Raw genomic sequence first — 21,055 nt, 5'->3', positions numbered from 1 at the left:
ATTTTTCAATCTTTTAATTTTTAATCTTTAATAAAATAAAAATGAAAATAATAGTACCTATGGCAGGACGTGGATCACGTCTTCGTCCACACACATTAACCATTCCAAAACCATTAATTCCTGTTGCAGGAAAACCAATTGTACATCGTTTAGTAGAGGATATTGCAGGAGTTTTAAATCAGCCTATAGAAGAAATAGCATTCGTTATTCACGAAAGTTTTGGAGCAAAAGTAGAAGAAGATTTAATTGCAATTGCCCAAAAATTAGGCGCCAAAGGAACTATCTACTATCAAAACGAAGCATTGGGAACGGGTCACGCAATTATGTGTGCCAAAGATTCTTTGAGCGGACCAGCAGTAATTGCTTACGCCGACACTTTAATCCGAGCCAATTTTGATTTGGATACCAATGCCGACAGCGTGATTTGGGTGAAACAAGTAGATCAGCCGGAAGCTTTTGGTGTGGTAAACTTAAATGAGGCAAACGAAATAATCGAATTGGTTGAAAAACCAAAAGAATTCGTGTCGGATCTTGCCGTTATCGGAATTTACTATTTTAAAGATGTTGCCGTTTTAAAAAATGAATTGCAATCAGTATTGGATAATAACATTATTCATGGCGGAGAATATCAAATCAACGACGGGATAAAACAAATGATGGCCAAAGGCATGATATTTGTTCCCGGAGAAGTTGATGAATGGATGGATTGCGGAAACAAAGATGTTACTGTCGAAACCAATTCCAGAATGTTAGGTTTCCTTCACAACGATGGAGAGCAATTGGTCGGGAAAAATGTAAAATTAGAAAACTCGACTATTATTCCTCCTTGCTATATTGGTGATGATGTGGTATTGATTAACGCTAATGTTGGTCCAAATGTGTCTTTGGGTAACGCATGTCATGTGCAAAACAGTTCTATAAAAAACAGTTTGGTACAAACGCATTCCCATATAAAAAATGCCAATTTGGACAACGCGATGATTGGTAACCACGCTAGTTTTGATGGGAAATTCACAAGTATAAGCATAGGTGATTATTCTGTTTTGGAATAATTAAAAACATAGCCCATTTGGTGAAATACGGTTTAAATAAAAAATGAAACACATAGATTAGCTATGTGAGAAGTAAAACGACTATCAAGTCTTTTTAAACATAATAAATTCTATGTTTCTATGTGTTAAAAATAATTCACCGAACGGTTAAAAACATAATTTAAAAACACAAAGCAGCATTATTTACGTTAATATTATGCTGCTTTGTCGTTTTTTTAATTTATTTTGCAAAGGGGAACCTTTAATGTTGATTTTGTTCCCAAAGACTTCCTTTTCGATGAAAAAAAAATGGGCTTTTATATTCGTTTCGTCAGTTTTGCTTTGCAATGCAACTATTGTATTGGCACAAACAGAACCGGAGGAAATCAAAGTAGATGGGGACAAATTTCAAGACCTTTTCTATGAGTCTATTTTTCAGAAGAGCATCGAAAATTATGATAAATCGCTCGTTGCTTTGGAGCAATGTTTAAAATTACAGCCCAATAATTCCACCATTTATTTCGAAATGGGTAAAAATTATTTGTACTCAAAAGATTATAAAAATGCCTATTCCGCTTTTGAACACGCCACTCAGATTGATTCCAATAACAAATGGTTTTGGGTAGGATTATATGATGTGTGTTATGAAACCAAAGATTTCAATCAGGCGATAAACATTGTCAACAAAATAATTCCTTTTGATGCCGAATACAAAGAAGATTTAGTTTCTCTTTACATGGCAACCAAACAACAGGACAAGGCTTTGGCGTTAATCAATGAGCTGAACGAGAAGGTTGGGAAAACGGAGAGAAGGGAAATGTATAAAATGGAAATCCTTTCAGAAGGGAAATATGAAAATTCGGAGGCAGACAATTTAAAAGTGCTAATTGACAAAAATCCTAAAGAAGAGTCTAATTATATTGCTTTGATATTTTTGTATTCTAATAATAATGAAGAGGATAAAGCACAGGAAGTTGCCAAAAAATTAGAAAAAGAAATTCCGGAATCGGTTTGGGCACAAGTGAGTTTGTTCAAAAATTATCTTGATAAAAACGATGGTGCCAATGCCGTAAAATCGATGAATATAGTTTTGGCAAGCACCAAAATTGATTCAAAAATAAAACACCGAATCCTGAATGAATTTTTGCTTTTTGCCAATGCAAGTCCGCAGTTTGTTCCCGATTTGGATAAAGCAATAGATTATTTTAAAAATGATCCCAAGGTAAATGTTGCCAAGGAAATAGGTAAATTTTACCATAACAAAAGAGAATGGGAAAAAGCAATTAAGTATTATAGCTTATCGGAGAAAAACAGTTCCGAAGTCGATTTGGAAACCAGTTTACTTTGGCTTCAAGCCAATACCGAATTAAAACAATTTGAACCTGTTGCCAAAAAAGCAATGGCATTGATTGATACTTATCCTGCAGAACCTCAATTTTATTATTATGCAGGTATGGCAAATAATCAGTTGCAATTGTATAAGAAAGCCAAGGACATTCTCGAAATGGGCATGGATTATGTTGTAGAAAACAAAAATTTAGAAATCAATTTCAATATACAATTGGGAGAAGCCTATAGTGGATTGGGGGATGCTTCCAAAAAAGAATTATATTTCAATAAAGCCAATCAATTATTAAAAGAGAAAAAATAATGAAACGATTTTTGGGAAGAGGACTTTTTATTTTCACGATGTGCCTGTGTACTTCTATGTCATTGGTATCTTGTAAAGCAAAGGGAAAAGTTGTAAGTGGTGAGAATAAAAGTGTAGATGAAAATCGCATGACGGCAGGAAAAATTATTAAAAATCATTATGCCAACAAAAATGATTTTAAAACATTGTACATAAAATCCAGCGTAAAATATAGTGACGAAAAACAGAATCAAAATTTAACCGCTGAAATTAAAATTAAGAAGAATGAACAGATTTTGGTGAGTATTCGTTTTCTTGGAATCACTATGGCAAAAGCGTTGATAACACCTTCGTCAGTAAGTTATTATGAGAAGTTGGGCGGAACCTATTTTGAAGGTGATTTTAGTACATTGAGCAAGTGGTTAGGCGCTGATTTGGATTATACCAAAGTACAAAATATATTGATTGGTCAGGCAATGGATGATTTGACAGTTGGCAATTATAAAGATTCGTTGGTTGACCAAACGTATCGATTGGAGGATATTTCGAAAAATAACATCAAAAAATATTTCTTTTTTGACAAAGATAAATTTCTTTTGAATAAACAAGAGATTTCACAAATTACCGAAAACAGAAAAATGGAGGTCTCTTATTCTGATTATAAAATCTATAATGAGTCTTCAATTCCCTCGGATATTGCCATAAATGCTGAACAGGATAAAGGGAAAACAGCCATTAATTTGGGGTACAATACTATAACTGTAAATGAGGAACTTACTTTTCCGTACAGTGTTCCAAGTGGTTATAAAAAGGTTTTAATTAAATAAATTTGAATAAAAAAGATTGTAAGATGCAAAAATTTCTCATAGGCTTATTTTTTTTATGCACGACCTCAATAATGTGGGGACAAGAATCGCAACAAGAAAAATTGGAAAAGCGAAAAGCCGAGATTCAACAAGAAATTCGTGATAATGAAAGGTTATTGCAAAGCGTTAAGAAAAAAGAAAAATCGGCAGTTAATGTAATCATTTTGCAAAACAATAAAATAAAGCTGAAAGAAAAACTGATTCGGACTACGGAGAAACAAACGAAGATCCTTAACAACGATATGTACATCAATCAGATGAAAATAAATAAGTTGAATAAGGAATTGGCAGAGCTTAAGGAAGATTACGCCAAGATGATTGTCAAGTCCTATAAAAGTAGATCCGAGCAAAGCCGGGCAATGTTTTTATTGTCTTCGGAGAATTTTTTGCAAGCCTACAAGCGAGCCCAGTATATGAAACAATATACGAGTTTCAGGAAAATGCAGGGTGAGGAAATCAAATCCAAAACGGATGAGCTTTTAGGATACAATGAAAAGCTGAATACTCAAAAGATAGCCAAAAAGAAATTGTTGGTCGAAAACACCAAAGAAAAAATGTCCCTTGAGCAAGAAAAGAAAGAACAACTAAAATTGGTGAATTCAATCAAAAAAGACAAGAAAAAAATCACAGCCGATATTAAGAAAAAGCAACAGGAGTCGAGAGCGATAGAACGTCAGATTGAGCGTTTAATCAGGGAAGCAATTGCCGAAGCCAATAGAAAGGCAGCAAGTGAAAATCCAAATGCTGCCGCCGGAACATACTCGTCGGCAAGAATTGTTTTAACAGCCGAAGCCAAAATATTGGCTGATAATTTTAGAGCAAACAGAGGGAAATTACCTTGGCCAGTTGAAAAAGGATTTGTGTCGTTAGGTTTTGGAAAACAACCACATCCTATATATCCAGATCTTGAGATTCAAAACAGCGGGGTGGAGATTACCACCGAGCAAGGTGCAAATGCAAGAGCGGTTTTTGAGGGCGAGGTGACCAGAGTTATGATTTTCTCACCAGTAAATAAGGGAGTCATGATTCAGCACGGGGATTACTTTACTGTTTATCAAAATTTAAGTTCGGTTTATGTGACCAAAGGAGAAAAAGTGAGTACCAAACAAAGTTTGGGAAAAATAAGAACCAATGGAGAAGGAAAGACCGTTCTGAAATTCACAATTTCTCAAAATACAACCTACAACAATCCGGCAAGTTGGCTGTATAATATGTAGTTAACAGGAAGAAAAAAGCGGTACTTTTTTTACCATTAAGATATTAAGAAAATTAAGTTTTTAGACTTAATTAACCTTAATCTCTTAATGGTTTGAAAAGAAAAAATAACTTTATCTTTTTAATAAACCAACTAAATTTTTAATTGGTGTTATAAATGGATAGTCGTTAAAAATAAAATAGTACCGCTTTTTAAGAAAATGATTCATTAAGTTTGCACTTTATTTAATTTGCGATGCTAAAAAATTTTCTGAGTTTAATTTTTTTAATTACAACGGCCTTAGTTTGGGGTCAGGACAACCAAAAAAAATTAGAAGAACGTAAAGTAAAAATCCAACAAGAGATTCGGGAAAACGAAACCAAACTTCAAGAAGTAAAGAAGCAGGAAAAAACAGCTACCAAAGCGATTGTCTTGCAAAGCAATAAAATCAAACTTAAGGAAGAATTGATTGCTACCACCGAAAAACAAACGACACTGCTTGGAAATTCAATTGCCACCAATCAAACCCAAATAGAAAAATTGGAGCAAGAGCTAAAATTGCTCAAAGAAGATTATTCCAAAATGATTGTCAAATCCTATAAAAGCCGTTCGGAAGAAAGTCGGGCGATGTTTTTATTGTCATCCAATAGTTTTTTGCAGGCCTACAAAAGAGCACAGTATATGAAACAGTATACGAACTACAGACGCATGCAAGGAAAAGAAATCCAATCAAAAACCAATGTGCTTTATGGTTTTAACGCAAAATTGGATGTTCAAAAAAGCGCCAAAGAGCAACTCATAGCCGAGAAAGAAAAAGAGCGATTGTCATTGGAACAAGAAAAGGTAGAACAAGAAAAATTGGTAGCGTCTTTGAAGAAAGACAAAAGCAAAATCATCGCAGATATCAAGAAAAAACAGCTTGAAGCCAAAGCCATCAATAGAAAAATTGACAAATTAATTCGCGAAGCCATCGCCGAAGCCAATAGAAAAGCAGCGATTGAAAAGGCAAAACGAGAAAAAGCCAAAGCAGATGCAGCGGCCAAAGCCAAAGCCGAAGCGCTTGCCAAAGCCATAGCCTTGGAAAAAGCAAAAGCTCTAGAAAAGAAAAAAGAAATTGAAAAAGCTAATGCATTAGCAGCAGCAAAAGCTAAAGCTGAAGCAAAGCCAGCACCAAAACCGATTCCGATTCCGAAAGAAGTCGAAAAAGCTATTGCCAAAGAAGTGCCAGTCGCCGTTAAGGAAGAATCTGTTGAAACGTCTAGCAAAGCAGTTTCGACCACAAAAATTGATTTGTCACCTGTAGGAAAAGTGGATTCGGATAATTTTAAAGCCAATAAAGGAAAACTACCGTGGCCTGTAGAACGAGGATTCATCTCCATGGGATTTGGTCTTCAAGCGCATCCAGTTTATAGAGACCTTCAAATTCCAAACAGCGGATTGGAGTTCACCACTGATTCAGGATCTAGTGCTAGAGCTGTTTTTGACGGAATTGTAGCGAGTGTTATTATTATTTCTCCAGTGAATAAAGTGGTTATGTTGCAGCACGGAGACTTTTTTACCTTGTACCAAAACTTAAGTTCCGTAAGTGTAAGCAAGGGAGATAAAATAGGAATTAAACAAGTCTTGGGTAAAATCAAGACAAATGGTGAGGGCAAAACAATATTGAAATTTGCGATAACCCAAAACACGACTTATACCAATCCAAGAGCGTGGTTGTCGGCGAGATAACCAAAATAAATTATAAAAATATAAACAGTTCTTCTAAAAAATATAAGTTATATTTGATAAAATTTAAATCAGAAAAATCATGAATTCGAATAACCCTTTTTTAAACAACAAGACATTTTCAAATGCTGTTTCAAGAAGAGACGAAGTGCATCAAGCCACTGTTATTGATCAAAATCAAGACATGACCTTGGCGGGAACAATCAACAGAAGTTTAATTTTGTTTTTATTGCTTGTTGCTTCAGCAACCGTAATCTGGTGGGCTACTTTCAACGGAATGAACCCAATAATTCCAGCATTTGGAGGAGCAATAGTTGGATTGATTTTGGTTGTAATTGCATCGTTCAAACCAGAAGCTTCACCTTATTTGGCTCCGGGATACGCCCTTTTTGAAGGATTGTTCATTGGTGGAGTTTCGGCCATTTTCGAAGTACAGTATCCGGGAATCGTGACTCAGGCCGTTGGTGCAACATTTGTAACTTTCGGAGTTTGTCTAGCTTTGTATAAGTATCAAATCGTAAAAGTAACAGAGCAATTCAAATCCGTTGTTGTAGCCGCAACATTGGCCATTGCTACTTATTATTTAATTTCGTGGTTGTTTTCACTGTTCACCAGTTTCACGCCGGTACACTACGGAAACTCCATGATGAGCATCGGAATTAGCGCATTTGTAATCATCATCGCTGCATTAAACCTGTTCCTTGATTTTGACAGAATCGAAAAAGGAGTAGAGCAAAAAATGCCAAAATACATGGAATGGTACGGAGCCATGGGATTAATAATTACATTAGTTTGGCTGTACATCGAATTTTTGAGATTACTTTCAAAATTGAACAAAAAATAATATTCAAATTTTTTATAAAAAAATACCCTTCAGAAATGAGGGGTATTTTTTTGATTAATACTTTTTAAAATCAATATATTAGTAGCATTCGAAGATTTTTAGAAAAAATCATAACTCACTTGATTAGATAGTTCAGTTTATACAAAGTATTTAACATAGGCTAATTAAAAAGGGCTCCGATTTTACAAAACGAAGCCTTAACTTTTCATCTCACATATTTTTTGTGATAGTGCCTTTTAAGATTTTAAAAGACCGGAAGAGGGAACTAAAAGCCCTCTCTTTCGAATCCTTTTCCATTAGCATAATCGATATTCCGCCAATTAATAATAATTATAATCCCCAAATCTGTCAACGATAACCCATTTTCCTTTCTCTTTTTTCATAATGACTAAGCAAATAGAGCTACCTCCATAAAGTAATCCCTTTTGGTATGTAAACAGAATGTATTTTTTATTCCAATAATATATTGGTTTCGAAATCCATATTACTTCATCATTAACTGAATAGGTATAATGAAAATTTTGAGTAAAAATGAATTTGTCACTTTCTAAAACAAAATTGTATTCTGGAAAATCTTCTTTTACCCAGTAACCAATAGTATCTTTTATATGTTTTTTATATAATTTTCTCCAATGTTTATCCTTATGTAAACCTTTTGTAAAATCTATAGGATCTAGTGGATCCATAATATGTTCAGCCCCGTCACCACCGTTAAAAATTCTTAAAGTAATTTTACTGCTTGTTTGTTCCTTTTGAAGAATGTATTTTTTGGTTTTATCAATTTTTTCTGTTTCCAGAAAAACTCTTATTGCTTCATAATTTTCATTACGCAAAGACTTGCATGAAAAGAGAGTCAGTGTCAATAATAATAAAATACAACTTGTTTTCATCTTGTTTATTATTTAGTGCAAGGTTTTCCTTTTACTGTTTGTCCACCATACGTGACACCCAATTTTTCAGCGTTAAATCTATTTAATATTCTTTTTCGATCTTCAAAGTTTTTATGTGTTTTGTCATTTGGATATATTTTATTAAAATAAGCTGTTTCTGACAGTCCTGCCCAAGCCATATCTAAATAGAGCTGATATGGATAATCTGAGCCAACGGTCGTGCCTGTATCAAATTGTTGGATGGTTTTGGCTATTTCATTAACATATTTCTCAGCCATTTCCTTATGAATTTCAGCTGGGACTATGTTGGGATTATTTGTGATTTTTTGTTGCACATAAGCCTCATAAACTGTTGGAAAATCACATATCCCTGAAGCTCCACAAGCTTGATTTTCACCCATCAGGTTTATTAAGTAGCCATGGATTATTTCATGGGCCATAGTTGTGGCAACAGATAAATCTGTAGGGCGAGAAGTATTACCAATTCCCTTAATATAATTTTCATCAAAAACCATATTAACAACATAATAGGAAGTTGCAGATCTTGTTGTTTCGGCTAAATCACCAGGGTACTTCATTGATCCTATGCTCATTTTAATATCATAAATTGATCCTTCAGGACTAAATCTTTCTAGCATATTCAAAATATCACCTTCATTAGTCAAATTTTCTAATTTATGTAAAACATCTTTGGTGCAATTATCCAAGTCGGTTTCATCAATCCTTTCTTGAAGCCTTTCAGCTATGGTTGGTGTAGGATAATATCCTCCAACTCCGCCACCACCGCCACCACCATTATCTCCATAGCCTCCTAAATAGCCACCTCCATAATCTTCACCGGTACCCGTGCAATATAGTAAAAATAGTGGTTTAAAAGTACCGTCGTCAAGCCACCACCCTAAATAGGTACAGTCTGCAGACTCATCCATTCGATCAGTCAACTTGTGAATTGGACGTTTCCCGTCTTTAAATTCTTGGGAATTTACTTTTTGCTTCGAGGGGTCATAAATAGTTACAAATCCATTAAAATCACCTTTGATGCTGTAATAATTGAAATTTTTATCAAGATTATCAAAGTTGTTTTCATTTGTTAAAATTTGAAGATCAAAGCATTTATAATTTTTATCATCAATTTTGGTAAAAAGCAACCTATGGTAGTCGTTTAATTTTGTTGAGTCATCGTCGCTGTTTGATTTTTTAGCTTTTTTATTAGTAGTAGTTATATAGTCTAATAGGGTTATTGGAACTTCAATAATTTGACCTTTTTCACCATTTGTTACAATCGCATCATTCCATCGAATTTCTTTGACGTAATCAAGAATTTTGAGATTTGTTTTGTTTAAATCGGTTTCAAACCAATTTTTAGTATCATTGACAGTTTGATTTGTTGATGATTGAGTCATGCTTTCTTCTGCGCTGCAGGCAGATAAAAGAAGTGCAACGAAAAATGTCACACCAACTAAAGTGGAAAGTTTTGTCATATTTTTAGTTTTAATAATTTAAGTTTTATCTAATTAATATAAGCTGCTAGTTAAGTTCGATTACTTACTATTACAATTGTACGGCTTAAATAATTAAGGCTTTGTAGTACAATCTACTAAAAAAATGTAGTGCTAATTCTATGGTTTATCTGTTTTGCTTCAAAGTCTATTCTATAAGGGGGAGTTTAATAGAAATATAAGATTTTATTTAGATGGCAACTTTTGTTGTTTTTTCAGCGTATTTATACTAGCAACTTGGGTTAATTAGGTTCCATTTAACTTTTTTGTAAAAGTTCTTTTTTATACAGTCATTAAAAGGATTGTAGCTGTCAAATCATTAAATTTGCATTCTTATTTAGAGATATGTTAGAAAAGGAAACAATAAATTTTGAAAAAACGGCCATCGTTGGGATAATTACCCAAAACCAAAGTGAAGAGAAACTCAATGAATATCTTGACGAATTGGAGTTCCTGACATTTACGGCAGGAGGCGAAGTGGTAAAACGTTTTTCGCAAAAAATGGATCGTCCAAATCCAAAAACTTTTGTAGGGACAGGAAAACTCGAAGAAATTTGTCTTTTTGTAAAAGAAAACAATGTTTCAACTTTGATATTTGATGATGAATTATCGCCTTCCCAACAAAAAAATATTTCAAGAATCATTGATTGCAAAATACTCGACCGTACGAATCTTATACTGGATATTTTTGCGCAAAGAGCCGAAACCTCATATGCAAGAACTCAGGTAGAACTAGCGCAATGCCAATATTTACTACCAAGACTTTCCGGAATGTGGACACACTTGGAACGTCAAAAAGGGGGTATCGGAATGCGTGGACCAGGAGAAACGGAGATTGAAACAGATAGACGTATCGTTCGTGACCGAATTTCGTTATTGAAAGAAAAGATTAAAACCATAGACAGGCAAATGGGCGTGCAACGCAGCAATCGTGGCGCAATGGTTCGTGTGGCGTTGGTGGGTTATACGAATGTGGGAAAATCGACTCTGATGAACGCAATCGGAAAAAGTGATGTATTTGTCGAAAACAAACTTTTTGCGACATTGGATACAACAGTTCGTAAAGTGGTTATCAAAAACTTACCATTTTTACTTTCGGATACCGTTGGGTTTATCAGAAAATTGCCTACTCAGCTAGTTGATTCGTTCAAGAGTACCTTGGATGAAGTTCGTGAAGCCGATTTGTTATTGCACATTGTCGATATTTCGCATCCCGAATTTGAAGATCATATTGAGTCGGTAAACCAAATTTTGCAGGACATTAAGGCTCATGATAAACCGGTTATAATGGTTTTCAATAAAATCGATGCCTATAAACATTTGACGATTGACGAAGATGATTTGATGACCGAAAAGACGCCAAGACACTTCACCTTAGAAGAATGGCAGCAAACCTGGATGCACCGTTTGGGAGAATCGAAAGCATTATTCATTTCGGCTTCCCAAAAGCAAAACTTCGAAGAGTTCAGGGAATGTGTGTATGAAGCAGTTCGACAAATTCATATTACTCGTTTTCCTTACAATAAATTTTTATACCCGGACTATAAAGATGCTGTGGAGAAAGAAGAAAATGAATAATCAAAAAGACCTTTTAGAATTTTCTAAAAGGTCTTTTTGATTATATTTCACAAAAAAAGAGATTAGTTTTTTGGCGATTTATACAAAGGCACTGCCGAACACGCTTCTCCATACATGATGCTTTTGGCGTAAGGTTGCAAGTATTGTGCTGCCAAAACATAAGCCCGCATAGGGACTGGTTTTCTGGAGCATCCTTTTATAATAACAGGCTTATCTTTGTAAACAGAATAATCAATTTTAGGGAGCAATTCTTCGTACAAAGAAGCATCTAAATCTTCGATGTTACCATTTATAATTTTTTTGGTAAAAGGAGCCAAATGCATCGTAATCAGAATCATTGCCCATTTTGGAACAATAGCATCTGTGCTACATAAAATGGCAACATATTGGTCTTGGTATTGTGACCAATCGTGATTTTTGAGCTCTTCCCTAAAGTCTTTTTCTTTTAACAAAAAACCTTCCAAAAGCCATTGTGAGAGATCAATTTGAATACGACTTCCCGCCGGATAGTAATCTTCAAGATCAAAAACTTCCAGAACGCTGTTTGCCACTTTATTGACTATTTCTTCCATTTGAAAAGTTTTTGGTTTGTTGTTTATAGTTTATTGTTTTTGGTTTATAGTTCGAAAACAACAAACCAAAAACAATAAACTATAGACTAATTTAAAGCATTCCTAATTCTAATTTTGCTTCTTCGCTCATCAAATCTTTGCTCCATGGCGGATCAAAAGTGATTTCCACTTCGGCATCTTTGATGTGTTCGATTGATTTCACTTTTTCTTCTACTTCTCTAGGTAAACTTTCCGCAACAGGACAGTTTGGAGAAGTTAGGGTCATTAGAATTTTTACTTCATAATCGGTGTTGACCATTACGTCATAAATCAATCCCAATTCGTAAATATCTACAGGAATCTCCGGGTCGTAAATGGTTTTTAATTTTTTTACGATTGATTCTCCTAATTCTTCGGTGTTTATTTCTTGTTCCATTTTTGTATTTGTTTTTCACCTTTGGGGTGATATTTTAAACAGCAAGCTTTTTTATTATTTCACCATTAAGATATTAAGGTCATAAAGTTAATTGTAAACTTAATTTTCCTTAATATCTTAATGGTTTAATTTTTTTTATTTGTTCTTAGCATCAAATGCCAAAGCATACATTTTAATATTTTTTATCATCGAGACTAAGCCATTGGCTCTTGTTGGCGAAAGATGCTCTTTCAAACCAATTTCATCAATAAAATCCGTGTCGGCATTTAATATGTCAATTGCTTTTTGGTTTGAAAAAGCGCGGATTAAAATTGCGATTATTCCTTTGGTCAAGATGGCGTCGCTATCTGCAGTGAAAACAATTTTGTCCTCGTTTTTTTCTCCCTGAAGCCATACTTTGGATTGGCATCCTTTGATTAAATTTTCGTCTGTTTTAAATTCTTCCTTAATTAAAGGGAGGTTTTTGCCTAATTCAATGATGTATTCATACCGTTGCATCCAGTCGTCAAACATGGAGAATTCATCAATGATTTCGTTTTGTACTTCTTTTATTGTCATTCTTCTTTTTTTGAAAAGGATAGTATTTTGTTTACTAAGTTCTTTATTTTTTCGGGGGGAAATCCATTGTCAAAAGTCTGACTTTCATAGTTTTTCCCTTTGTATGTTATTTTCAAATTGGCCATTGCCGCACCATCGTGGAAACGTTTTTTTGTAGGTGCTTTCAAACTCGGAATTTCCTCCAGATTTACTTTTTGAAATTCTTTTATCAAAGCATTCCATTGGGCATCGGTGAGAGAATTTGAAACAGGTTTTCCGTTTCGAGTATTCGTGACAAAAACTGTTTTATTCTCTACAACAATATTATTGTACAAACCTCTTGAATTGGCAGTATATTCTATTTTGGCGGAAGCCGAATCAATATTTTTCTGCCCCTGACAATTATTGCCAAGGATTATCGTCAAAAACAAGAGTGCTATAGCTTTCATATTTTCTGAGTTTAAGACAACATCATTTGCGCTTTTTTTACGGCTTCAACCATCGAGTCAATTTCTTCTTTGGTATTGTAAAAAGAAAAAGAAGCTCTTATCGTCCCCGGAATTCCATAGAAATTCATAATCGGTTGCGCACAATGGTGACCAGTTCTTACTGCGATTCCCAATTTGTCGATGATGGTTCCAATGTCATACGGATGAATACCATCAATATTAAAAGAGATTACCGAAGTTTTTGCTTCTGAAGTTCCAAAAATTCTCAAGCCTTCAATTTCTAATAATCTTTTTGTGGCGTACTCCAATAATTCTAATTCCTGCTTCTGAATGTTTTCAAAACCAATTTCATTCATATAATCAATGGCAGTTCCCAAAACGATTCCACCGGCAATATGAGGAGTTCCCGCTTCAAATTTATGTGGCAAATCGGCATAAGTAGTTTTTTCGAAACTCACTTCTTTAATCATTTCGCCGCCACCTTGGTAGGGAGGCAATTTATTGAGCCAAGCTTCTTTTCCGTATAAAATTCCGGTACCTGTTGGCCCACACATTTTATGTCCCGAAAAAGCATAGAAATCACAATCCAAAGCCTGAACATCGGGTTTTAAATGCGGTACCGCCTGAGCACCATCAATCAAAATCGCAGCTCCAACTTCGTGTGCTTTGTCAATCATATATTTGATAGGATTGATTGTTCCCAATGCATTCGAAATATGGTTAACCGTTACGATTTTAGTTTTTGACGAAAGCAACTTATCGTATTCGCTCATTATCAATTCTCCTTTTTCATTCATCGGAATTACTTTGAGCGTGGCGCCTGTTTTTTCGCAAAGCATTTGCCAAGGCACAATATTGCTGTGGTGTTCCAAATGGGAAACAATTACTTCATCACCTGGTTTTAGAATAGAAGCAAATCCGTTGGCTACTAAGTTGATGCCAAAAGTCGTCCCCGAGGTAAAAAGTACTTCGTGAGGGAACTTGGCGTTAATATGGTTTTGCACTTTGGCACGGGAAACTTCATATGCATCAGTTGCCAATTGGCTTAATGTATGAACTCCTCTGTGAATATTTGCATTTATTTCTTGATAATACTTCTCAATTGCATCAATAACCACTTGAGGTTTTTGAGAAGTAGCTCCATTATCAAAATATACTAGAGGCTTTCCGTTTACTTTTTGTGAAAGAATAGGAAAGTCGGTTCTTATTTTCTGAATATCTAACATTGTTTTATTTAGAATTTTTCTAAATACAAAAGTAATACAATTGATTTAGTTTTCTAAGAAACAATAGTTAATAATTGTAAAATTAGTACAGAATATACTCGTTTAAGTATAGTGAAAAATGAAATTTCAAATAGGCCACGGATAACGCAGATTAAACGGATTGAGACGGATTTTAATTTAAAACTTTTTTTTAAAATTTAATATCTGCGGAAATCTGCGAAATCTGCGTGAAAAAAAATCAAAATAGCTCTATCGTTGATTTTGGGTCAGAGTAAACGTATGAGATTTTAAAATAACCGCAGATTCGCAAATTTTTATAAAAATACTATTATAAACTAACCGCTTTCAGCGGAATTTCAGCGGATTAGTTCTTCTAAAATTACAAAATTCAAGTTTGTAAGGAATAAATCTGCGAATCTGCGGTTATTTTAAAAACTCATGCGTTTTCCCTGGATTTTAGGTTTAATTGTTTGGAGTTGGTGTTTCTTTTTTCACTAAATTGGTGTAATTATGTCTGTTATGAAAAAATATTTCAAAATAGGTGTTTTTCTTCTATTCCTGCTTGTGGGATATTTTGCTTTTACGAATTATTTAAAGTTGGAATTGATATCGGGCTTTTCGGCCAAAAGTACTGCTTCGGGATATTTTGTAGCCAATCGTTCGTTGGAAAGTATCGAAGAAAATGATAATAATTTTGATGTAATATCATGGGCATCAGATGGAATAGACAAACAAGGGAAATCTGCGACAGCGTCTGTTTTGGGTTTGAAAAAACGAAAAGCGATTTATAGACCTGGTTTGGGAGCGACTTTAATTGATGCTGATTTTGATGCTACAAAACCTTATGAAATTCCAAAAAGAATAAAATTAAACAATAATCTTCCTTTTCCTTATGGAGATGCAGAACCGAAAGATTCAATTTTTGAAAATATTGATTATGTCAAATTGAATCAGGCTGTCGCCAATGCGTTTGATGTCAAAGGGTATAATGATAAAAAAACACGTTCGGTTTTGGTTATTTACAAAGACAAAATCATCGCCGAGAAATATGTTGATGGTTTTACCAAAAACAGCGTTCTTCTGGGCTGGTCTATGACTAAAAGTATTACGGGAACTCTTTTTGGAATACTTCAAAAACAGGGAAAATATAATATTTACAAACCCGCTCCGATTACCGAATGGCAAAACGACGACCGTAAATACATTACGACCAACGATTTATTGCACATGAATTCGGGTTTGGAATGGGATGAGCATTATGACAGAATTAGTGATGTGACCAAAATGCTTTTCAAAACCGAAGATATGACTCGGTCACAGTTGCTAAAACCTGCGATTTACAAACCCAACACCCATTGGAGTTACTCTTCAGGAACAGCCAATTTACTTTCTGGAATTTTGCGGAAGCAATTCAAGACGCATCAAGAATATCTCGATTTTTGGTATTCGGCATTGATTGATAAAATCGGGATGAACTCAATGCTTGTCGAAACCGACATGGCGGGGAATTATGTGGGTTCGTCCTACGCCTGGGCAACGACAAGAGATTGGTCGAAACTGGGATTGCTCTATTTGCACAAAGGTAATTGGAACGGAGAACAATTATTTGATCCAAGTTGGGCAAAGTATGTTGCCACACCAGCAAGTACTTCCAACGGAAGATATGGTGCACATTTTTGGCTCAATGCTAGTGGTCATTTTCCGGATGTTCCAAGAGATATGTACTATTGCAGCGGTTTTCAGGGGCAAATGGTAGCCATTATTCCGTCGAAGGATTTGGTAGTTGTGCGATTGGGTTTGAAAGAGGAATTTGATTTTAATGGGTTGTTGAGTGGGGTTGTGGGGAGTTTGAAAAAAAAGTAACCGCAAGGTTCGCAAAGAATTACGCAAAGGGCGCTATTCTACGTATTTTCACTATTGACAGATGAGTTGATATTTTTAACTAAAAAAGTTCGCAAAGTTTATTATGAAACTTTGCGAACTTTGCGTAATTCTTTGCGAACCTTGCGGTTAAAAACTACAAATCAAATCCCAATTTCACTCCCAATTTCATAGCGATGATTTTGGTGATTCGTTGTTTCAATTCTGGTATTCTAATGTTTTCGATTACTGCGTTAGAGAAAGCGTACATCAATAATGCTTTGGCTTCTTTTTTCGGAATTCCACGTTGTTGCATGTAGAACATGGCTGTTTCGTCCAATTGTCCGACGGTACAACCGTGTGAACATTTTACGTCATCAGCAAAGATTTCCAATTGTGGTTTGGCGTTAATTGTTGCTTTGTCGCTCAAAATAATGTTATTACTTTTCTGGAAAGCATTTGTTTTTTGAGCTTCTCTTTCCACATATACTTTTCCGTTGAAAACTCCAGTAGAACGATCGTTGAAAATTCCTTTGTAATCTTGGAAACTTTCGCAATTTGGCGCAGCGTGGTTTACCAAAGTATAATGGTCAACGTGCTGGCTTTCGCCAATAATTGTGATCCCGTTCAAAGTACTCGTTAGTCTTTCCCCAAAATGATAGAAATTCAGATTGTTTCGGGTTAAGTTTCCTCCGAAAGAGAAAGTGTGAACTGAAACGTGACTTTCTTGTTTTTGTGAAACATACGTATTGTCAATTAAATTGGCTCCCAAGTTGTCATTCTGAATTTTGTAATAATCCACAATGGCTCTTTTTTGTGCAAAAATCTCGGTAACCGAATTGGTTAAAACCGGATTGTCATTCAAACTTTGATGACGTTCAATGATTTGCACATGTGAATTTTCGCCAACGATAATCAAATTTCGAGGTTGAACCAAAAGCGCAGTTTCGTTTCCTGTAGAGAAATACATGATTTCGATAGGCTTGTCGGCCACTTTGCTTTTCGGGATATTGATATAAGCTCCTTCATTGGCGAAAGCCGTATTCAACGAAGTCAAACTCTCGTCTTTACTGGCAATTTTATTGAAGTAATTATCAATAATCATTTTGTATTTTGGTTTGTTCAATGCCGATGACATCAAGCAAACATCGATACCGTCATGAGTTGTTGAAGATAAATGTGAGCTGAAAACGCCATCAACAAAAACTACTTTGTAAGTGTCTATTTCGTGTAAAAAATATTTTTTTACATCACTGTATTGAATGGCACTTTCGGTTTTTGGAAAAACGCTATAGTCATTTTTTAAGATAGCGTTTAGCGAAGTGTATTTCCAGCTTTCTTCTTTTTTGGTTGGAAATCCTTTATTTTCGAAGTTTTTTATAGCCGCTGTACGTACGTTGTGAAGTTCGGAATGAACATCGATACGCTCTTCAAAAGCCATAAAAGACGATAGTAATTTTTCTTTTAATTCCATATTCTCTAATTGTTTAAAGTTTAAGGTTTAAAAGTTTAAAGTTATATAGCACAACTTTAAACTTTAGACTTTAAACAAATTTTAATTATCTCCTTTAATCCAGTCGTATCCTTTTTCTTCCAATTCGTGAGCCAATTCAGCTCCACCAGATTTTACAATTTTTCCGTTGTGAAGAACATGAACAAAATCAGGAACGATATAATCCAATAATCTTTGGTAGTGAGTAATTACGATGACAGCGTTTTTGTCACTTTTCAATTTATTTACACCATTGGCAACAATTCTCAAGGCGTCGATGTCAAGACCAGAATCGGTTTCGTCAAGGATGGCCAGTTTTGGTTCCAGCATCGCCATTTGAAAAATTTCATTTCTTTTTTTCTCGCCACCGGAGAAACCTTCATTAAGGGAACGAGAAAGGAACTTTCTGTCGATTTCCAATAATTCTGATTTTTCACGAATTACTTTCAACATTTCGTTGGCAGGCATTTCTTCCTGTCCGTTGGCTTTGCGAGTTTCGTTGATAGCGGTTCTCATGAAGTTGGTTACCGAAACTCCTGGGATTTCCACAGGATATTGGAACGAAAGGAAAACTCCCTTGTGTGCTCTTTCCTCAGGAGCAAGATCTGATAAATCTTCACCATCCAAAAAGATTTCACCATCGGTTACTTCATAATTTTCGTTTCCGGCAATAACAGCCGAAAGGGTACTTTTCCCGGCACCATTTGGTCCCATTATCGCATGAACTTCTCCAGCTTTTACTTCAAGGTTTATTCCTTTTAATATTTCTTTGTCACCTATCGCGGCGTGTAAATTTTTTATGCTTAACATTTGTTTCTTTTTGTTTAAAGTTTAAAGTGTAAAGTTTGTTTGCTGAAACTTAGTGCCTTTAAAATCTTTCTTGTTTAAATATGTTATAAAATTGTTTATTTTTCCACTTAAATTCTCGTAACCTATTCTTAAAGCAGTAAATTTTTCTTCGTTAATATAATTGAAATCTAAAGCTCGGTATAATTGTGATCGAGATTCACCAGCTGAACCTTTAGCAATTGACAAAAATTGTCTAAACTCTAAATTTCCATTCCGTTCAAATCCTTCAGCAATATTGTCCATTACTGAACCAGATGATGCTTTTATTTGATCTCTAAATCTAAAATCATTTTTTAAATCGGTTTCAATACTAATTATATAAATTTCTTTAGCAAGTCTTCTAGCTTCTTGCCAAATTTCTAAATCTTCAAATCGTGTAATTGTTGCCATTATTTAAGTTTAAAGTTTCTTTATCTAAAGTTAATAATCGATTCCGGTTAAACAACTTTTAAACCTTAAACTTTAAACAATTTTCTATCCCACAGAGCCTTCCAATGAAATTTCCAATAATTTTTGTGCTTCCACAGCAAACTCCATTGGCAATTTGTTCAACACGTCTTTGCTGAAACCATTTACGATAAGCGCGATTGCTTTTTCGGTTGGGATTCCACGTTGGTTACAATAGAAAACTTGGTCTTCACCAATTTTACTCGTTGTAGCTTCATGTTCTACTTTGGCAGTTGGGTTTTTGCTTTCGATATATGGGAAAGTATGTGCACCGCAATTATTTCCCATTAACAATGAATCACATTGCGAAAAGTTTCTTGCGTTTTCGGCTCTAGCTCCAATTTGAACCAAACCTCTGTAACTATTTTGCGATTTTCCGGCTGATATACCTTTGGAAATAATGGTCGATTTTGAGTTTTTACCCAAATGAATCATTTTGGTTCCTGTATCGGCTTGTTGGAAATTATTGGTAACGGCGATGGAATAAAATTCTCCAATTGAGTTGTCTCCTTTTAAAATAACCGATGGATATTTCCAAGTAATTGCAGAACCAGTTTCTACTTGTGTCCAAGAAATTTTGGCATTATTCTCGCAAAATCCTCTTTTGGTTACAAAATTGAAAACCCCACCTTTACCTTCTTTGTTTCCAGGATACCAGTTTTGAACGGTAGAATATTTAATTTCGGCATTATCCAAGGCGATTAATTCTACAACTGCGGCGTGCAATTGATTTTCGTCACGCGTTGGTGCTGTACAGCCTTCCAAATAAGAAACGTAACTGCCTTCATCGGCAATTAATAATGTTCTCTCGAATTGTCCTGTTCCTGCTTGATTGATTCTAAAATAGGTAGAAAGTTCCATTGGACAACGAACGCCTTTTGGAATATAACAGAAAGATCCGTCTGAGAAAACAGCGGAATTCAATGCCGCATAAAAGTTGTCTCTTTGAGGAACGACAGAACCAATATATTTACGAACCAATTCCGGGTGCTCTTTGATGGCTTCGGAAATACTCATGAAGATAATTCCTTTTTCGGCCAAAGTCGCTTTGAATGTTGTTGCTACCGAAACAGAGTCAACCACGATATCCATAGCAATATTGTTCATCTTTTTTTGTTCGTCCAAAGAGATGCCTAATTTTTTGTACATCTCCAAAAGTTCCGGATCTACATCATCCAGTGTTTTGTTTGGATCGGCTTTTTTAGGGGCTGAGTAATAAGAAATGGCTTGAAAATCTGGTTTTTCATATTTTACATTAGCCCATTCCGGTTCTATCATTTCTTCCCAAGCGCGAAAAGCCTCAATGCGCCAATCGGTCATCCATTGTGGTTCTCCTTTCTTTTGAGAAATGGCTCGAACAATATCTTCATTTAAACCAATAGGAAACGTCTCCGACTCCAATTCGGTGTAAAATCCGTATTCATATTCTTTGGTCTCTAATTCGATTTTTAAATCGTCTTCGGTGTATTTTGACATTTTTTTTAGTATTGAAAGATTTAAAAATTGAAGGATTTAAAAATTAAAAACACTTCCGTAATCTTTAAATCTTTAAATTTTTGAATCATTTAATTGTTTTATAGCGAGAAACTTTCCCCGCAACCGCAGGTTCTATTGGCATTTGGATTGTTAAAAACAAATCCTTTTCCGTTTAAACCTCCAGAAAATTCCAATATTGTTCCTGCTAGATAAAGGAATGATTTTTTTTCGACAGCAATTGTTATATCGTTGTCTACAAATATTTTGTCGTCTTCGTTTTTATTTTTGTCAAATTTCAAATCATAAGACAAACCAGAGCAACCACCGCTTTTTACGCCGACTCTCACGAAGTCAACGGCGGCATCAAAACCATCGTCTTTCATCAAATCGATGATTTTCTTTTTGGCAGTATCAGAAACTTGTATCATGTGTTTGTAATATTTATTTTATTTTTTGGAGCTAAATGATTAATAA

Annotated in this window: 20 protein-coding genes; 8 read left to right on the top strand and 12 right to left on the bottom strand. The window is 34.9% G+C overall.

Annotated features, from left to right (window positions below):
• Positions 1–41 precede the first annotated feature (41 nt).
• From EM308_RS03690 to EM308_RS03665, 6 genes are all read left to right on the top strand, one after another.
• Positions 42–1,052 carry a sugar phosphate nucleotidyltransferase gene (locus tag EM308_RS03690; RefSeq protein ID WP_035636075.1) on the top strand — a complete coding sequence of 337 codons (1,011 nt, stop codon included), beginning with the start codon at positions 42–44 and terminating at the stop codon, positions 1,050–1,052.
• Positions 1,053–1,329: 277 nt separating this feature from the next.
• A complete protein-coding gene (locus tag EM308_RS03685; protein WP_035636130.1) occupies positions 1,330–2,682 on the top strand; it encodes a tetratricopeptide repeat protein in 1,353 nt (450 codons plus the stop codon).
• Positions 2,682–3,488: a DUF4292 domain-containing protein gene (locus EM308_RS03680; RefSeq protein ID WP_035636077.1), complete on the top strand. Its 807-nt coding sequence runs from the start codon at positions 2,682–2,684 to the stop codon at positions 3,486–3,488. Before EM308_RS03685 ends, EM308_RS03680 begins: the two co-directional genes overlap by 1 nt.
• Positions 3,489–3,511: 23 nt before the next feature.
• A complete protein-coding gene (locus tag EM308_RS03675; RefSeq protein WP_035636079.1) occupies positions 3,512–4,744 on the top strand; it encodes a murein hydrolase activator EnvC family protein in 1,233 nt (410 codons plus the stop codon).
• 233 nt (positions 4,745–4,977) lie between these two features.
• Positions 4,978–6,450: a murein hydrolase activator EnvC family protein gene (locus EM308_RS03670; RefSeq protein WP_035636082.1), complete on the top strand. Its 1,473-nt coding sequence runs from the start codon at positions 4,978–4,980 to the stop codon at positions 6,448–6,450.
• 79 nt (positions 6,451–6,529) lie between these two features.
• Positions 6,530–7,291, top strand: coding sequence for a Bax inhibitor-1/YccA family protein (locus EM308_RS03665; protein ID WP_035636085.1), 762 nt, complete (start codon positions 6,530–6,532; stop codon positions 7,289–7,291).
• Between the two features lie 320 nt (positions 7,292–7,611).
• Here the strand turns inward: EM308_RS03665 and EM308_RS03660 are convergent, their stop codons facing one another.
• Both EM308_RS03660 and EM308_RS03655 read right to left on the bottom strand, forming a co-directional pair.
• Positions 7,612–8,181: a hypothetical protein gene (locus EM308_RS03660; RefSeq protein ID WP_035636088.1), complete on the bottom strand. Its 570-nt coding sequence runs from the start codon at positions 8,179–8,181 to the stop codon at positions 7,612–7,614.
• A gap of 8 nt (positions 8,182–8,189) precedes the next feature.
• Positions 8,190–9,662 (bottom strand): hypothetical protein, encoded by a 1,473-nt coding sequence (locus EM308_RS03655; RefSeq protein WP_035636091.1) that lies wholly within the window; start codon positions 9,660–9,662, stop codon positions 8,190–8,192.
• A 363-nt stretch (positions 9,663–10,025) separates the two neighbouring features.
• Between EM308_RS03655 and hflX the strand changes: the two genes are divergently transcribed.
• On the top strand, positions 10,026–11,258 hold the full coding sequence (gene hflX, locus EM308_RS03650; RefSeq protein ID WP_035636092.1) for a GTPase HflX: 1,233 nt from the start codon (positions 10,026–10,028) through the stop codon (positions 11,256–11,258).
• Positions 11,259–11,320: 62 nt separating this feature from the next.
• Here the strand turns inward: hflX and EM308_RS03645 are convergent, their stop codons facing one another.
• From EM308_RS03645 to EM308_RS03625, 5 genes are all read right to left on the bottom strand, one after another.
• On the bottom strand, positions 11,321–11,830 hold the full coding sequence (locus tag EM308_RS03645; protein WP_035640547.1) for a DUF2480 family protein: 510 nt from the start codon (positions 11,828–11,830) through the stop codon (positions 11,321–11,323).
• A gap of 91 nt (positions 11,831–11,921) precedes the next feature.
• A complete protein-coding gene (locus EM308_RS03640) occupies positions 11,922–12,245 on the bottom strand; it encodes an SUF system Fe-S cluster assembly protein (RefSeq protein WP_035640545.1) in 324 nt (107 codons plus the stop codon).
• Positions 12,246–12,380: 135 nt separating this feature from the next.
• The gene (locus EM308_RS03635; protein ID WP_035640543.1) at positions 12,381–12,803 is read right to left on the bottom strand and encodes a SufE family protein; all 423 of its coding nucleotides are present in this window, start codon (positions 12,801–12,803) and stop codon (positions 12,381–12,383) included.
• Entirely contained in the window at positions 12,800–13,231 is a 432-nt protein-coding gene (locus tag EM308_RS03630) for a hypothetical protein (protein ID WP_035640541.1), read from the bottom strand. The genes EM308_RS03635 and EM308_RS03630 overlap by 4 nt, the downstream gene beginning before the upstream one ends.
• 11 nt (positions 13,232–13,242) lie before the next feature.
• A complete protein-coding gene (locus tag EM308_RS03625; protein WP_035640539.1) occupies positions 13,243–14,457 on the bottom strand; it encodes an aminotransferase class V-fold PLP-dependent enzyme in 1,215 nt (404 codons plus the stop codon).
• A gap of 519 nt (positions 14,458–14,976) precedes the next feature.
• Between EM308_RS03625 and EM308_RS03620 the strand changes: the two genes are divergently transcribed.
• Positions 14,977–16,320, top strand: a complete 1,344-nt coding sequence (locus EM308_RS03620) for a serine hydrolase domain-containing protein (protein ID WP_035640538.1) — start codon at positions 14,977–14,979, stop codon at positions 16,318–16,320.
• Positions 16,321–16,474: 154 nt separating this feature from the next.
• On the opposite strand, the gene sufD is transcribed toward EM308_RS03620, so the two are convergent.
• From sufD to EM308_RS03595, 5 genes are all read right to left on the bottom strand, one after another.
• Entirely contained in the window at positions 16,475–17,791 is a 1,317-nt protein-coding gene (gene sufD, locus EM308_RS03615; RefSeq protein ID WP_035640536.1) for a Fe-S cluster assembly protein SufD, read from the bottom strand.
• Between the two features lie 81 nt (positions 17,792–17,872).
• Entirely contained in the window at positions 17,873–18,619 is a 747-nt protein-coding gene (gene sufC, locus EM308_RS03610) for a Fe-S cluster assembly ATPase SufC (protein ID WP_035640534.1), read from the bottom strand.
• A gap of 21 nt (positions 18,620–18,640) precedes the next feature.
• Positions 18,641–19,048, bottom strand: coding sequence for a four helix bundle protein (locus EM308_RS03605; RefSeq protein WP_035640530.1), 408 nt, complete (start codon positions 19,046–19,048; stop codon positions 18,641–18,643).
• An 84-nt stretch (positions 19,049–19,132) separates the two neighbouring features.
• Positions 19,133–20,581, bottom strand: coding sequence for a Fe-S cluster assembly protein SufB (gene sufB / locus EM308_RS03600; protein WP_035640527.1), 1,449 nt, complete (start codon positions 20,579–20,581; stop codon positions 19,133–19,135).
• A 98-nt stretch (positions 20,582–20,679) separates the two neighbouring features.
• A complete protein-coding gene (locus EM308_RS03595; protein ID WP_035640525.1) occupies positions 20,680–21,009 on the bottom strand; it encodes a HesB/IscA family protein in 330 nt (109 codons plus the stop codon).
• Between the last annotated feature and the right edge of the window lie 46 nt (positions 21,010–21,055).

This window comes from Flavobacterium gilvum, assembly GCF_001761465.1.
Taxonomy (GTDB): Bacteria; Bacteroidota; Bacteroidia; order Flavobacteriales; family Flavobacteriaceae; genus Flavobacterium; species Flavobacterium gilvum.
This window is presented reverse-complemented; position numbering and strand designations above follow the sequence as displayed.